Genomic DNA, 13,968 nt, shown 5'->3' with positions numbered 1-13,968 from the left:
TGCTGCTACCTGATAATAGGCGCCCGCTTGAACTCCTTGGTTCTGTCGAAGAGGAAGCGGTAAGTCACATAGGTCTTTAGCACACGGCTGCCCACCTGCTCCACCACTTTCATCATCTTGGGGTTGAAATCGCCAATCCAATTCATCTGCAGGTCCACGTAAGGAATATTCGGGTTGTTTTGAACCACTTTGGATGCGGACACCACCATAGCCGCCTCAACGCCCTTTCCTTGGCACTCGGGTATGATGCCGAACACGATCCCATACATAGTCTTGCAGGCGCCCCTCCAGCGGTGGAACGCGAATTTGACTTTCCCCCACAAATCTAGTTTGCCGTTGGTGTATTTGAAAAGCTGGTTCAACTCAGGTATAGCGATGAAGAAACCGGCCGGCTCGCCTTTGTAGTACGTGAACCAGATGATGCGCTCGTCAAGTACCGGCTTGAGTGCCTTCATGATGGACTTAGCCTGCGCCTCGCCCATGGCCTTGACCCCCTCGTGTTTCACCCAACCTTTGTTGTAGATGGTGCGGAAGTCCTCTGCATACTTATCCAGGTTGTTCTTGTCCATGTGCTGGAAGTGGTAATCAGGGTCGTTGAGCACGCGCTGGGACTTCTCGTAATACTCAGGAGTAAGCTTATCTTCTACAGTCCGGTAGTACACATACTGGTTGAAGTATAGCTGGAAACCATAATTTTCGAACAACTGCTGGTAGTAGGGGTAGTTATAGTTCATGCAGTAGGTGGGCGGCAGGAAGCCGTCTACCATAAGTCCCCACCACTTGTCGCGCTCCCCAAAATTGACAGGTCCATCCATGGCCTCCATACCTCGCTCCTGCAGCCAGGCGCGGCAGGCATCAAAAAGCAGGTTGGCGGCTGCCTGGTCGTTGATGCAGTCAAAGAAACCCATGCCTCCGGTAGGCTGCTCATATGTGTTGGCCGTTTTCTTGTTGATGAAAGCTGCCACACGTCCTACCGCCACGCCACTTTTGTCGCGCAGTATCCAACGTATAACCTCGCCGTCACGGAGCAGTTTGTTCTTCTTTGGGTCGAAGACTTGGTCTATGTCTTTGTCGAGCGGACGGATGTAGTTGGGGTCTTTCTTGTATAACCTCAGCTGTACTTTCAGGAATTCTTCTGCCAGTGCAGGCGTGGTCACTTCTATCAGTTGCATGGCTGTTCTGTAGCGTTGGGTGAAAGCCCAAAATAACTCATAAAACTTGAGAAAGCATAGCTATTTAAGCATACTGGTAAGAGGCAATAGGACCTTACGAAAATTGGTGAGACGAGAATATGGGAAAGGTATAAATAGAAAAAGCCTCCAGATTTCTCTGAAGGCTTTTTCCGTTTCTGAGCCCCCTGCCGGGATCGAACCAGCGACCTACTGATTACAAGTCAGTTGCTCTACCAGCTGAGCTAAGGAGGCTTTGAAACAAACAACAAATCTGGTAAAGAAGAGCCCCCTGCCGGGATCGAACCAGCGACCTACTGATTACAAGTCAGTTGCTCTACCAGCTGAGCTAAGGAGGCGTACTCTTATTTGTTGTGCCCTATCGTTCTAAAGCGTTGCAAAGGTATAATCTATATTTTAATCTGCAAATACCTGTTGCATGTTTTTCTGCTATATTGGATAAGGGTTTGAGTATCAGGAATAATTTTTTACCCTCTGAACGCTGCTAATTGCCGCTGCAGAATATCAATGCGCTTCTGAGCGTCCTCGATACGTCCTTCGTACTCCTCCCGAAGCTTATCCGCGTTCTTGGAGCGTGCAAAGAACTCCAGGTTGGTGCGGAGCGTCTGGATGTCGTTCTGCAACTGGGAAATCTCCCGACGCACCGTCTGTTCCTTCTGGTGCAGCTTGTGCGATGCATCCGGGCTGCTCTTCAGGCGTTCCACTTGCAACTGCACGAGCATAGAGGTACGCTCATCGTATGACAGGTTCGGTACGCGCTCCAGGTAGCGCTCCATCAAGGCAATGAATTTCTCCTCCACTTTGGTGCTGGAACGCTTGCTGCCAGCATCCAACTGACTCCACTCCTGCACAATGCTGTTATAATCCTCCAGCGTGGTGGTGGTGTTCGGCTGTGACAGTTCTTCGGTGATTCGGTCACACAAAGCCATCTTCTCAGCTGACAGCTTCTCCATTTCAGCGCCTTTTTGTTGTTCCTGTACCTGCTTGCGGTCAAAGAACTCGTTGCAGGCCGCACGGAAGCGCTGCCATATCTTGTCTGAGTGCTTGTCCGGCACGCGCCCAATAGTTTTCCATTTTTTCTGGAGCTGAATCATCTTCTCCTTGGTGGCATTCCAGTCGGTGCTTTCCTTTAGAGCTTCTGCCTCCTCACACAGGGAGGTCTTCAGGCGTAGGTTTTGCAGTTTTTGCTCATCCAAGCCTTTGAAGAATTGGTTCTTGTGCTGGAAAAAGCCTTTGTAATTGCTCCAGAAGGTCTTGTTAATCTCCTCTGCATATTCTTTCGGCACCAGACCGGCGCTGTCCCACTCCTCCTTCAGTCTCTGGATTTCATCCGTCTTGTCACGCCACTCGTTAATACGGTCTGTGTTGAAGTTCTGGAACTCGCGCAGTCGCTCAAGCAGGGCGCGCTTCTTTTCCAGGTTAGCAGTTTCATGTGTCTTGCGCTCCTCCATGTAGGTACGGCGGTGCTCGTGCACCCGCTCAGAGGCTTGAATGAAACGCTCCCAAATAGGGTCACGCTGTTCGTTCGGTACAGGTCCTATGTTCTTCCATTCCTCATGAAGGTGGCGCAGCTCCTGCAGCGCTTTGTTGATGGACGGCTCGTTTTGCAATGCTTCGGCACGCTCTATCAACTGCAGCTTGGCATCCAGGTTACGCCGCCTGTCAAGCTCCTTCATCTCGAAGAACATGCTGCGGTTGTTGTAGAAGATGTCCAGCAAGGCGTGGTAAGAATCCCACAGCTCCTGGGCCTCGCCTGGAGGCACTGGCCCTATCGTCTTCCACTCTGACTGTAGCTTTTTAAGCTCTTCGCTGCTGCTCTTGGTCTCGGCGGACTCCACCAGTTCACGAAGCCTTTGCAGGAGTTCGCGCTTACGATCCAGGTTTCGGTGCCGCTGCTCCTCAGTTTGCTGGCGCTCCTGGTAACGGGCCTCGCGGTAGGCTGTGAAAAGCTGCTCCAGTTCCTGGTGCTCCACAGGAGCGTGGTATTCGAAGTCCTCGTCCGTCCCCCCCTCCTGCTTGAAGCGTTCCAAGGCCTCCGCCCTCTCCGCTTGAAAAGACTGGTCGTAGAAGCGGTGGAGCTCGTTCACCTTCTTGTATTTTTTTCGGGCGTCAGGTCCCTTGAGCATCTGCTGGAGCTGCGTGCGCAACTCCTCAATGGACATGTGGCTGTAATCCGCGGCTTCGTCTTCTTCGTGCTCCTCCTCGTCATGTAACTCCTCTCCGGTATGGGTCGAAGGTGCAGCAGTGGCATCTGTCTGGGCCGACTCGGTCTCATCTGCTACAGGAATAACTTCGGAGGTTTCTTGTATGGAAGGCGCTTCGGTAGGAATCTCCTCTGGAAGGTTCGCTTCGGCAGAGGCCTGTATCTTCTCTTCTATGAGCTCTTCTTCAGCGTCGGTAGTTAGGTCTGGCTGCATCTCCGGTTGCTCCTCCTTAGGCACACCTTCATCCGTTGGTTCCTGCCCGCTTTGATTTTTGGCGTTTATCTCTGCAAGGCGTTTCTCCAGGATGTTCATCGGGGACTCCGCCTGCTGCTGGTTTGCTTGGGCGTCGCCTTGCTGCTGGGGCTTGTTGGCCTCAGCCCCATTAGGGATGGTGTGCTGATTCTCAGTTGTCATGACTTCAGGTTTTGGTACAACGTTAGAAGCGTTAGTTTAGCCGGGGGTCTACCGGGTAATTGGACAGCACCTTGTATTTGCCCCCCATTTGGCGCAAAATGCCTCGCCACAAGGTATCTGCCTCCAAATTAAATAATTTATCAGTAGCATTGTTGTTCACAATCCAAACATTTTTATCTATTTCCTCCTGAAGTTGCCCCGGCGTCCAGCCGGAATAGCCCAGGAAAAACCGGATATCTGACGTCGAAACGACACCCGAGGCTATCATGGTGCGCAGCATCTCGAAATCACCGCCCCAGTACACTTCCTCACCTAGTTTGACCGCCTGCGTGAGTTGGGAAATCCGGTGCACATAGTGCAGGGTGTTGTACTGAACCGGACCGCCTATACCTAGTTCTGCTTCAAAGGAATCGTTGTAGATGTCAATCACATCTGATAGCTTTAAGTTAGACATGCGGTTGAGCACCAGCCCGAAGGTTCCCTCGTCCTCGTTGTGGCTGCAAATCAGAACCACTGTCCGCTCAAAGTTCGGGTCTCCCAGGTATGGCTCCGATATGAGTATGCTGCCGTTCTGCGGCTTGTTTAAGCTGTCTTCATCCATGTATCGTAAGGCTTTTGAGTCTTGTCAGGAAAAGCGTTCAGATAAATCTTCTGCAACACTTTGCATCGTTATCCTCTCTTACGCAAAGAAGACGATAGGGTATCGAATGCACGATTCTGGCAATGATTACCTTTATCTGTACTTCCCTTTCCATACCTCTCTATGGACAGAACCTATTACGCAGGATTATAAAAATAATGGAAATTTTCACAATGTCAATTAATATTTACGTGCAGCGGAATATTTTATAATTTTGGGAAACCTTTGGTATCGCCTATGTCGCTCCTACATGACATCGCCTCTATCCGGATAAACTACTCCCGGCAGGCTCTCACGGAAGAATCAGTTCTGGAAGACCCGTTGAACCAGTTCAAGGTATGGCTGAACGAAGCCATCGCCTCGGAGGTGCTGGAGCCTACGGCGCTGGTGCTCTCTACTGTCTCCGCCGACTGCCGTCCTTCGGCTCGTGTGGTGCTCCTGAAGGAAGTTTCAGGGCAGGGCTTTGTCTTTTTCACGAACTACGACAGCCGCAAAGGCCAGCACCTGGCGGAGCACCCGTTTGCCTCACTCACCTTTTTTTGGGCGGAGCTGGAACGGCAGGTGCGCGTGGAAGGAAGCGTGCAGAAAGTGCCAGAGCAGGTGTCGGATACTTATTTCCACAGTCGCCCCAGGGGCAGCCAGATTGGGGCATGGGCCTCTCCGCAGAGCCAGATTATACAAAGCCGCGAGGAACTGGAGAAGGCCGACAAGCGCTATACCCAAGAGTTTGCCGAGAAGGAAGTGGTTCCCCGGCCCGCGCACTGGGGTGGGTATATCCTGTTGCCGGAGCGCCTCGAGTTTTGGCAGGGACGCCCCAACCGCCTGCACGATCGCATTCTGTTTGAGCAGCACGGCGGCACGTGGAGCCGGAAACGCCTGGCTCCCTGATATCAACTTATAATCGCACCTAAGACCATCCGATGGCAGAAATATTACCCATAAAAGCTTGGCGCTACAGCGAGGCGCTGGACCAGTCGATAGAGGAGCTGACTTCTCCTCTTTTTGATGTGGTGTCGGCGAAGCAGCGGGAAGCACTGTACCAGAACCAGTTCAACAGCATACACCTGTCGGTGCCGCGTGGCGATAGTCCGGCTGAGGAAGCGGCCCGCCTTCTGCAGGAATGGAAGGACAAAGGTATACTGGCGCAGGACCCGTTGCCGGGCATCTATGTCTACTACCAGTATTTCCGACTGACGGGAACAGACAAAGAGCATTGCCGCAAGGGCTTTATCTGCCATATCAAAGCCTATGACTGGGATGAACGCGTTTTGCTGCGCCACGAAAACACCATACCCAGCGCCGTGAATGACCGGATTGACCTGCTGGATAAGACACAGCTGAACACTAGCCCTACCCACGGCCTCTACACAGACCCCGAGTTCGTGTTGGAGTCGTACATGGACGAGAGCATCAAGACGCCGCTCTATGTGACGGAAGACTACCAAGGCGTGCGCGATGTGCTGGCGGTCATTCATGACCATGACATCATCAGGCGGTTTGTGGAGGTGTTAGAGGAAAGGCAGGTGCTGCTCGCCGATGGCCACCACCGCTACGAAGGTTCTTTGGAGTACCGCAAAAAGCGGATAGCACAGAATCCGGAGCATACCGGTTTTGAGCCCTATAACTACCATTTGATGTACTTGACCAATACCGAGGCCGATGATTTGCGCATCCTCCCGACGCACCGCGTGCTGGAGCAGATGGACTATACCGATGAGGAGTTTCTGGAGAAGCTGCGTTCCTATTTTGTGGTAACCCCGAAGGAGGACGTGTATGAACTGAATGAGGTGATAGTAGGCAAGAATTGGGCGTTCGGGCTATACCTGGCGGGCAATGCTTATAAGCTGCGCCTCAAACCCGAGGTCCATCCCCTCATTGACTGGCCGGTACCGCAGGAGGTGAAGGACCTGGACCTGACCGTGATGCACTACTTCATTTTTGAGAAGGTGCTGGGCATCAACCGCGAGGAGCAGCGCAACTACAGCGGACTGAGCTACGTGCGCAACTTCACAGCCTGCGTGAGCCAAGTGGACTCAGGCAAGTCGCGGCTGGCACTTATCACCAACGACGTGTCGATGGAGCAAGTGAAGCGGGTGTGTTTCAGTGGTGCCATCATGCCGCAGAAATCCACGTTTTTCTATCCGAAGGTCATCTGCGGGTTTTTGTTCAGTTCAATCAAAGAAGATGAATTTATCTCGGCCCATACTGCTTGCCTCTAACTCCCCGCGCCGCAAGGAACTGCTGGCCAGCCTAGGGCTCAGCTTTGACGTGCGTGTGAAGGAGGTGAACGAAGATTTCCCGGAGCACATGCGGCGCGAAGAAGTAGCGGAATATCTGGCCTCACACAAGGCCGAGGCCTACGCCGCTGACCTGCAGGACGAGGTGCTGATTACGGCCGACACCATCGTGTGCCTGAGAGAGCGCATCCTGAACAAACCAGCCGATGCTGCGGAGGCCTTTGAAATGCTACGTTCCTTGTCCGGCACGTCGCACGAGGTCATCACTGGCGTCTGCCTGCTTACACAGGAAGGCAAAACCGTTTTCCATGACGTGACAAAGGTATACTTCAAGGAGCTGACGGACGAAGAAATCAACTACTACATCCTGCATTACAAGCCCTTCGACAAGGCCGGTGCCTACGGCATACAGGAATGGATTGGGATGATAGGCATCGAGAAGATAGAAGGTTCTTATTTCAACGTGGTGGGCCTTCCGGTCCAGAAACTCTATACGCACCTGCTGGCACTCTGCTCCTAATATTGCTCTCGCCATACCTGTTGGAACTGATTCCGGCTATTCTTGTTCTTTTGCAGGTATAAGCTATACCTTTGCAACCACATTTCAATCCATCTTTGATGTCATTCACGAAGCTATACCTGGCGACAGGCAAGGAGCACTCGCTCAAACGTTTTCACCCCTGGGTTTTCTCCGGGGCCATCAAAAAATTAGAGGGACCTGAGCCTGAGGAGGGCGACACCGTGGAGGTTTACTCCAGCAAGCGCGAGTTTCTGGGTATGGGCCATTGGGCGCCGGGCTCTATCGCCGTGCGTATTTTCTCCTTTGAACAGGTCGAACCTGACTACGCCTTCTGGCGAAGCAAGGTGCAGCAGGCCTATGACTATCGTAGTCGATTGGGCCTTGCAGAAAACCCACATACTGACGTTTACCGGCTGATTTATGCAGAAGGCGATGGCGTGCCGGGCCTGATTGTGGACGTGTACAAAGACACGGCCGTGGTGCAGACGCACTCAGTAGGCATGTACGGCGTGCGCGAATACGTGGCCAGGGCGCTGCGGGAAATCTATGGCAATCGACTGAGGGCCGTGTATGACAAGAGCGCAGAGTCCTTGCCACCTAAGGCGCCTGTGCAGGCGGAGAACGGCTATTTGTTCGGAGATTCCTCTGGGGGCGTTGTGGTGAAGGAGAATGAAAACCAGTTTTTCGTGGATTGGGAAAGCGGTCAAAAGACAGGCTTCTTCATTGACCAGCGTGAGAACCGCGACCTGCTGGCGCGCTACGCCAAAGGCAAATCAGTGCTGAACACCTTCTGCTATACCGGCGGCTTCTCTGTGTACGCCCTGAACGCAGGTGCTAGTCTGGTGCACTCCGTGGACGTGTCGAAGAAGGCGATTGAAATCACGGAGAAGAATGCCCAGTTGAGTCAGGCGCCGGAGCGGCACGAGGCTTATGCAGTTGATACCTTTGAATTCCTGAAAGGCAAGGAAGAACAATATGAAGTCATTATCCTAGACCCGCCTGCCTTCGCCAAGAGCCAGAAGGTACGACACAACGCGGTAATGGGCTACAAACGCCTGAACGCCGAGGCCATGAAGAAGATAAAGCCGGGCGGTATACTTTTCACTTTCTCCTGCTCACAGGTGGTGGACAAGTACCTGTTCAACAACACGGTGATGGCCGCCGCTATAGAGGCAGGCCGCAGCATCAAAATCATGCACCACCTTTCCCAACCGGCAGACCACCCTATCTCCATTTTCCATCCGGAAGGAGAATACCTCAAAGGACTGGTACTGTTTGTCGAGTAAGGTATAGAAACAGAAAAGGCAGGTAAAGCACCTGCCTTTTTTATTCAAATAGTGCGTAATTGGTACTGCGCCAAGGTATAGAGGGTGCCATTTGTAATGTGCTGCGGCAGTTCCATCCGTATGCGCCATTCCTTCGGGTAGTAGTTGTTCAAACGATTTCCAACCTGCTTCGCCCATCCGAGTGGGAGGCCCAGATACGTTAGCAAAATCCAGTCCGTGCCGTTGCTGTCGAGGCTGATGTCTACTTTCCGCAGGAAACGAAGCGCTGCCTCCAGGTCAAGTTCCGCTATTTTGAAATTATCCCTGTTCAGGTGACGGGACAAGGCCAAGGCATGGAGCGGTTTCAGCTTTTTCCCATTCACCTCGGCTACTTCAGTGCCGGCGTATACCACATATAAGCTCTGGTATACCTGGTCCGCGTCTTCGAACAGGTTGGCAGGTATAGCCGATATCACTTCCCCGTGTTGCAGCCACTCGAAGCGCTCAGGCTGTGACAACCATTCCCGGACCAGTGCCTGCTCTTTCTTGCCGGCTGGTGTCAGTTTGTATTTTTTTCTTTTGCCAGAGCCATGCACTTCTTGCGCTTCCCCGGCTTTGCGTATTACAGCCAGAAAGAAGCCTTCCCCCTGTACCTGATGCGGATAAAAACGGTACCCGGTCAACCCGTTCCATTCGGAGGCGACCACACCCCAAGCCGGGTCAATGTCGAGCGGCAGGCTCTGGGTATCTTCCTGTTCTGCCAACCAGGCCATGTTACATTCATTCTCGGCCTCGTTCCAGGTGCAGGTGCTGTAAATGAGCGTGCCACCCGGTTTCAGAGCACCCCACACATCCATCAGGATGCGCTGCTGCCGTTGTGCGCATAGGTTCACGTTCTCCTCAGACCACTCCTGCACCGCCTGTGGGTCTTTGCGGAACATCCCTTCGCCGCTACAGGGAGCATCTACTACCATGACATCAAAAAACTCTGACAGACGGCCAAATTCACGTGGGTCGTTGCTGGTGACAAGCACATTGCCGCTCCCCCACTTGGTCACGTTCTCTGCCAGAATAGAGGCTCGGCTACGGATAACTTCATTCGCCACCAGCAGGCTGTCTTCCGAAATAAGGCTGGCGATGTGGGTGGATTTGCCTCCGGGAGCGCCGCAGAGGTCCAACACCCGGAGGGGCTGCTCCAGGTCTACCGTCTGCCGCAATGCCTGCTCCAGGAACATGGAACTTGCCTCCTGCACATAATAGGCGCCTGCATGGAGCAGGGGGTCTAGTGTGAAGAGCGGCCGCTCCGGCAGGTAAAAGCCTGTGGACGACCAAGGCACATTCGGAAGCACCGGAGGAGTCTGTAACTTGAGGTTGTTCACTCGGATGCTGACCGGCGCCGGCTGCTGCAGGGCTGCCGCAAAAGAGGCGTAGGCAGGGCCTAACTGCTGCTGCATGCGCTCAACAAAGGAGATTGGTAGTTCCATACACAAAGGTACGGCTATTTCAGCGGAAAATACAGATGTACCCTGGTGTCAGGTATAGACAAGGGCAAGCGGAAATACTATACCTAGCCCTGTTCAGCTTGCAATAACCTAAGGTATTCTTCCACGATGGGCACATCCGCCGGGCACCAGTCGTAGTTGGGTAGTTCCTGCTGCGTAGCCCAATGGTAGGTGCGGTGCTCCAACAGTTGGATTGTCCCGCCGTTGTACTCGCACATGTATGGGATGAGTTCAATGATTTTATCTGGGTATTGCTGCACGACCGGCGTCAGCCGACGGGATGGAGTGATATTTAAGTTCAGCTCTTCCTGTATCTCCCTGATGAGGCACGATTTCTCTGTCTCACCGGCCTCCAGCTTGCCTCCAGGAAACTCCCAGAGCAGTGCTTGTGACATCGATTCGCTGCGCTGGGTGACCAGCACCCGCCCATACTGCTCAATAATAGCACAGGTAACTTTAATAATCATGGCGCCAATTTATAGATTTCCGCCAAAGAAGCCTCCGGACATCATGCAGAAAATCTTTTCGCCAAGGCACTCTCTAAATAATAAAACAGGTTGCCGAGCAATAGGCAAGTACCCAGGTTGAGCAGTGGGTTAGAACTGTCCGGGAGCAGCCCGAAGTATAGCACCTGCACCAGGAAGATGTGGTAAGAGGCTTTGCCGATGGACGCTATGGTGGCCAGCAGCCTGTTACCAGACTGTTGCGGGAAAGCCAGCATGAACAGATACACCAGGAAAGCGGCATACGGGAAAGTCAACACCTGCTGCGCCTGCCACTCCGGCCGGATGTGCGGCAAAAGCAGGCCCTGGTATTGGTAATAGTACAGGTATACCCCACTGGCCATCGCCAGCACAAGCAGCAACCACCTGCCGCTTTTCCGTTCCGAGGTGATTAACACCGACAGCCAAAGCCCCAGGGCGATGGCAGACAGGTAGCGGAAAAAGGCGGCATCGTAGAGATAGCGTTCCGTATCAAAATAGTCAATCCGGAAAGCCGCCAGCAGAAACACAACCTCACCCAGCACCAGTAGCAGCGTAGTGACCAAGCGCCACCGAAAGAAGCCATACCCAATGAAAGGCAGGAACAGCACCGACTGCAGCGCCAGCGTAATAAAGTAGTTGCCTTTGCCTGACACTGGCAGCACACCGACGAAGCTCTCCCACCCCAATGTATAGACGTCCTCGCCATACAGCCGCTGCCAGATAAAACCGGCCACCAACGCGATGCCATACATGAGGAGCAACGGGAGCAGGATGCGAAGCCCCTTCTTTTGAAAGTAATGCCAGGTATAAATGTGACGGAACCGAAGTGTCTTGCTGCTGTAAGAAAGTCCCAGGTTCAAGCCCATGATGACCAGGAACACAGGAACGGCCTGCCAAATATGGAACACAGCATAGCTCTGCTGCAACTCCTCCCTGGAGAAGGTGTGCAGCAGAATGACGGCCATGATGGCCAGCCCTTTCAGAATGTCTATTTGCTGGAAATGCTGCTTCATGAGCTTTGTGCAAGAACAACAGGCGATACCACTGCCTGCTGCCCGATAAAAACAGAAGGCATACCTGCCGGCATGCCTTCTGTTTTATTATGCGTTTAATTTATTTCAGCTTCTCTTTCAAAATCTCGAACTCCACGGCAGGTGCGATGCGCTCATACAGTATCAGATACACCGCCGTCGTGATGGGCATGTCTACTTTCAGCCTCTTGTTCAGTTCGTAAATGCTCTGCACGGCGTAATAGCCCTCAGCCACCATGTTCATCTCTATCTGGGCCGATTTTACGGTATAGCCGTGGCCAATCATGTTGCCGAATGTGCGGTTACGGCTGAATTGCGAATAGGCCGTCACCAGCAGGTCACCAAGGTAGGCGGAGCCGCTGAGGGCGCGGTGCATGGGCATGATGGCGTGCAGGAAGCGCTCAATCTCCAGCATGGCATTCGACACCAGCACCGCCTGGAAGTTGTCGCCGTAGTTGAGTCCGCGAGCTATACCGCAGGCAAGCGCTATGATGTTTTTGATAACGGCACAATACTCCACCCCATCCAGGTCATCAAGCGGGTTGGCCTTTACGTACCGGTTGCGCAGCAGTTCACAGAAGCGCTCTGACGTAGCCAAATCGTGAGACCCGATAGTGAGGTACGACTGCTTCTCCATGGCCACTTCCTCGGCGTGGCAGGGGCCGGCAACCACCAATAAATGGCTTTTGGGCACCTGGTAATGCTTCTCCAGATAATCCGTAATGAGGATGTTCTCCTTCGGAATCATTCCTTTAATCGCAGATACCAGCACTTTGTTTCTCAGCGCATCAGTCGGCAATGTTTTCAAGGCCTCCTGCACAAAGGCCGCCGGAACGGCCAATACCACCCAGTCTACCGTAGCCACCACCGCCTGCAGGTCCGTGGAGGGTTTGACGTATTGCAGGTCATAAGTCACGCCGCTCAGGTAGCGGGGATTATGTCTGTAATTGATGAGGTGCTGCACGTCGTTTTCGTTGCGCATCCACCAGTGTACCTGTGATTTATTCTCAGAAAGGATTTTCACCAGGGCCGAAGCCCAACTCCCCCCTCCTATAACTGCTATTTTTTCCAAGCCGGATAGTTTTTATTTTTCACCATTCGCATCAGCAAGTGCTGACTTGTTTAGTGACTTCTCATCCTTCACCGCTACTTTGGCGCCGTCTTTCAGTGTCTTAGATACTGCTCTGAATGGACCAGACACCAATTTCTGGCCTTCCTGCAAGCCGCTCAAAATCTCGATGTTGTCAAAGTCGCTGATGCCGGTTTTCACTTTAACGGCCTTCACGGTGTTTGCGCTGTCATACACGAACACAACTTCTTCTATTGGTCCGGCAGGAGCTGGCTGCGGCGTGGCGGCCTCCTGCTTCTCTGCGTCGGCATCGTCACCCTCGGCCTTTTCGCCTTCAGCAGGCGTGTTGGAGCGAGTCGTCACTGCGGACAAAGGTACTGATAAAACGTTATTCTTTTGCTCTGTGATGATATCCACCGAGGCTGTCATACCTGGCCGGAACGGTCGGGCGCTGTTCTTTGACAAATGAGCGTAGGAATCGTTGAGCAGGCGGATGCGCACCTCGAACTCTGTCACGGCCTCCAAGGTGGTAGCGTCTTTGGCGGTATTGGCGATGGCTGTCACCACCCCTTTGAATTTCTCGTCGCGGTTGGTATAGGAGTCCACCTCCACCACTACGGAGTCACCCAAGTCGACGCGCACAATGTCGTTCTCATTCACATTCACGCGGACCTCCATGTTGTTGAGGTTGGCTATACGCATGATTTCGGTACCGGCCATTTGTGAGGTACCCACCACGCGCTCGCCGCGCTCTACGTTCAGTTTGGATACTGTGCCACTTACTGGGGCATAAATGGTGGTTTTGTTCAGGTTCTCACGTGAATCATTGAGGGAGGCCTGGGCGCTCTGCACGTTGAATTCAGCGGCCCGTACACTCTGAACCAGCGATTGGATTTCCTGCTTACCGGCTTCGTAGCTTGCCTTTATCTGCTGGAACTCGGCTTGTGATATCACCTTCTGGTCATAGAGTGTTTTGTTGCGATTGTAGTTCTGTGCCACTTGCTCAAAGTTAGCCTGTGACTGGGCCAGACGTGCCTTTGACTGCGCCAGGTTGGCACGCGACTGATTCACAGCGGCTTGCTGCATCTCCACCAACGACTGGTAGTTGTCCGGGCGGATGCGCAGCAATAGCTGACCCTTTACTACGGAATCGCCTTCCTGCACGTGCAGCTCAATGATTTCACCTGAAACGTCCGGGCTAATTTTCACTTCAGTTTCAGGCTGCACCTTGCCCGAAGCACTTACTTTTTCAGTAATCTGTATTTTCTTCGCTTCGGATAGCACTACCTCCACCCCTTCTTCTTTGCCTATCCAGCCTGCTTTTTTTGCAACGAGTGCGCCTACAAGCAGTAATACCAGTACGCCTACCAGAGTGTAAATAAGCTTATTCGATTTTTTAGTCGCCATAGTG

General features: G+C 53.0%; 12 protein-coding genes and 2 tRNA genes. 4 read left to right on the top strand and 10 right to left on the bottom strand.

The window, feature by feature from the left end; all coding sequences use genetic code 11:
* Positions 1 to 5: 5 nt before the first annotated feature.
* The 5 genes from B051_RS0109565 to B051_RS0109545 all read right to left on the bottom strand — a co-directional run bounded on the left by B051_RS0109565 (position 6) and on the right by B051_RS0109545 (position 4,409).
* The gene (locus B051_RS0109565) at positions 6 to 1,172 is read right to left on the bottom strand and encodes a hypothetical protein (protein ID WP_018477978.1); all 1,167 of its coding nucleotides are present in this window, start codon (positions 1,170 to 1,172) and stop codon (positions 6 to 8) included.
* Between the two features lie 179 nt (positions 1,173 to 1,351).
* Positions 1,352 to 1,424, bottom strand: a tRNA-Thr gene (locus B051_RS0109560).
* 31 nt (positions 1,425 to 1,455) lie between these two features.
* Positions 1,456 to 1,528, bottom strand: a tRNA-Thr gene (locus tag B051_RS0109555).
* 129 nt (positions 1,529 to 1,657) lie between these two features.
* Positions 1,658 to 3,808 (bottom strand): DUF349 domain-containing protein, encoded by a 2,151-nt coding sequence (locus B051_RS0109550; RefSeq protein ID WP_018477977.1) that lies wholly within the window; start codon positions 3,806 to 3,808, stop codon positions 1,658 to 1,660.
* A 31-nt stretch (positions 3,809 to 3,839) separates the two neighbouring features.
* Positions 3,840 to 4,409: a YqgE/AlgH family protein gene (locus B051_RS0109545; protein WP_018477976.1), complete on the bottom strand. Its 570-nt coding sequence runs from the start codon at positions 4,407 to 4,409 to the stop codon at positions 3,840 to 3,842.
* Positions 4,410 to 4,685: 276 nt separating this feature from the next.
* On the opposite strand from B051_RS0109545, the gene pdxH reads away from it, so the two are divergent.
* The 4 genes from pdxH (at position 4,686) to B051_RS0109525 (ending at position 8,491) form a co-directional block, all read left to right on the top strand.
* Positions 4,686 to 5,336 (top strand): pyridoxamine 5'-phosphate oxidase, encoded by a 651-nt coding sequence (gene pdxH, locus B051_RS0109540; protein WP_018477975.1) that lies wholly within the window; start codon positions 4,686 to 4,688, stop codon positions 5,334 to 5,336.
* A gap of 32 nt (positions 5,337 to 5,368) precedes the next feature.
* Positions 5,369 to 6,667: a DUF1015 domain-containing protein gene (locus tag B051_RS0109535; protein ID WP_018477974.1), complete on the top strand. Its 1,299-nt coding sequence runs from the start codon at positions 5,369 to 5,371 to the stop codon at positions 6,665 to 6,667.
* Positions 6,633 to 7,205, top strand: a complete 573-nt coding sequence (locus tag B051_RS0109530; protein WP_018477973.1) for a Maf-like protein — start codon at positions 6,633 to 6,635, stop codon at positions 7,203 to 7,205. The genes B051_RS0109535 and B051_RS0109530 overlap by 35 nt, the downstream gene beginning before the upstream one ends.
* Positions 7,206 to 7,303: 98 nt before the next feature.
* Complete coding sequence (locus B051_RS0109525) at positions 7,304 to 8,491, top strand: class I SAM-dependent rRNA methyltransferase (RefSeq protein ID WP_018477972.1); 1,188 nt, start codon at positions 7,304 to 7,306, stop codon at positions 8,489 to 8,491.
* Between the two features lie 44 nt (positions 8,492 to 8,535).
* Here B051_RS0109525 and B051_RS0109520 read toward each other — a convergent pair whose 3' ends face one another.
* The 5 genes from B051_RS0109520 to B051_RS0109500 all read right to left on the bottom strand — a co-directional run bounded on the left by B051_RS0109520 (position 8,536) and on the right by B051_RS0109500 (position 13,964).
* A complete protein-coding gene (locus tag B051_RS0109520) occupies positions 8,536 to 9,954 on the bottom strand; it encodes a methyltransferase RsmF C-terminal domain-like protein (protein ID WP_018477971.1) in 1,419 nt (472 codons plus the stop codon).
* A gap of 83 nt (positions 9,955 to 10,037) precedes the next feature.
* Positions 10,038 to 10,439, bottom strand: coding sequence for a (deoxy)nucleoside triphosphate pyrophosphohydrolase (locus B051_RS0109515; protein WP_018477970.1), 402 nt, complete (start codon positions 10,437 to 10,439; stop codon positions 10,038 to 10,040).
* Between the two features lie 41 nt (positions 10,440 to 10,480).
* Positions 10,481 to 11,470, bottom strand: a complete 990-nt coding sequence (locus B051_RS0109510; protein WP_018477969.1) for an acyltransferase family protein — start codon at positions 11,468 to 11,470, stop codon at positions 10,481 to 10,483.
* A 100-nt stretch (positions 11,471 to 11,570) separates the two neighbouring features.
* Complete coding sequence (locus B051_RS0109505) at positions 11,571 to 12,560, bottom strand: NAD(P)H-dependent glycerol-3-phosphate dehydrogenase (RefSeq protein ID WP_026236303.1); 990 nt, start codon at positions 12,558 to 12,560, stop codon at positions 11,571 to 11,573.
* A gap of 12 nt (positions 12,561 to 12,572) precedes the next feature.
* On the bottom strand, positions 12,573 to 13,964 hold the full coding sequence (locus B051_RS0109500; protein WP_018477967.1) for an efflux RND transporter periplasmic adaptor subunit: 1,392 nt from the start codon (positions 13,962 to 13,964) through the stop codon (positions 12,573 to 12,575).
* Positions 13,965 to 13,968 lie beyond the last annotated feature (4 nt).

The sequence above is a fragment of the Pontibacter roseus DSM 17521 genome (genome assembly GCF_000373265.1).
GTDB lineage: Bacteria > Bacteroidota > Bacteroidia > Cytophagales > Hymenobacteraceae > Pontibacter > Pontibacter roseus.
This window is presented reverse-complemented; position numbering and strand designations above follow the sequence as displayed.